Here is a 989-nt window from a genome sequence, read left to right on the forward strand (position 1 = left end):
CTGAACTTCGCAAAAGTGCCAAAAGCGGAAGTTACTATCAACACAACAAACTGCTCTAGTACCACCACTGCGATAATAGATACATCTAGTTACAAAGCCATGCTTTTAATTCATGTTATATTTTGTTGTAATTAATTGTTAACTACAACAAAATATAGGGAACTATGTATGAGGGAGGATATTGATGAGCTAAAAAGCGAACTTCAAGCAAAGCTTCTATTTTGGAAAAATATCAAAAGTAAAAAAATTAAAGCCTTATTGATATTACTATGTTTCGGCTTGATTGGATTAAAAGTATTTACCACTATTTTAACTTTCGACTGGCTTGCAGGGTTAATATGACCATTAATTTCCATCCCCTTAACAAACACGATATTAATTATTCGAAAGTCATTGACCTTTTTTTCGAAGCTTTTCCAAAAACTCAACACCTACCACAATGGATTGTTAAATATAGAATGAGAAATGGAAAGGATGGTTTTGACGTTCTTTATGAACATAATAATTGGATCGGGTTCATCTACGCTAAAGCGTATAAAGACATAATATTTGTAAAGTTTTTTGCAATATCAGAGTCGCTCCGTTCAAGTGGTTACGGAAGCAAAGTAATGAATTCAATGGGGAATAAGTATTCAGACAAAAGGATCGTACTAAATATTGAAGAGCTTTGTGAGAAAGAAGAAAACAACCAACAGAGAGTTAAGCGTAAAGCCTTTTATGAAAGTAATGGGTTCAATTCTACAGGGTTTATTATAAACGAGCTTGGTGAGCGGCAAGAAATGCTTATACGTGGTGGAACTCTATCTAAACAAGAGATAGAATCAATGTACAGGCATTTTTTAGGAAATTTCTTGTTTTCTTTAATTAAACCCGAAGTGCTACAAATTTAATTAAGTTTTCTTTAATCAGGGCGCAAAAAGCCCCATAGTTAACGATTTAATAATCGAATATCAACAACCGCTAAAAGGTGAAGGTCGGCCTATCCGCAC

The 989-nt window shown here is 33.9% G+C and carries 1 protein-coding gene; it reads left to right on the forward strand.

Translation table 11 applies throughout. From position 1 onward, the window contains the following. Positions 1-338: 338 nt before the first annotated feature. A complete protein-coding gene (locus tag CJF42_RS26185) occupies positions 339-890 on the forward strand; it encodes a GNAT family N-acetyltransferase (protein ID WP_095369396.1) in 552 nt (183 codons plus the stop codon). Positions 891-989: the final 99 nt, after the last annotated feature.

This window comes from Pseudoalteromonas sp. NBT06-2 (assembly GCF_002276045.1).
Classification (GTDB): domain Bacteria; phylum Pseudomonadota; class Gammaproteobacteria; order Enterobacterales; family Alteromonadaceae; genus Pseudoalteromonas.

What these genes read in the sequence shown, in the direction of transcription:
- CJF42_RS26185 (WP_095369396.1), top strand. Translation starts at nt 339, where the DNA reads ATGACCATTAATTTCCATCCCCTTAACAAACACGATATTAATTATTCG.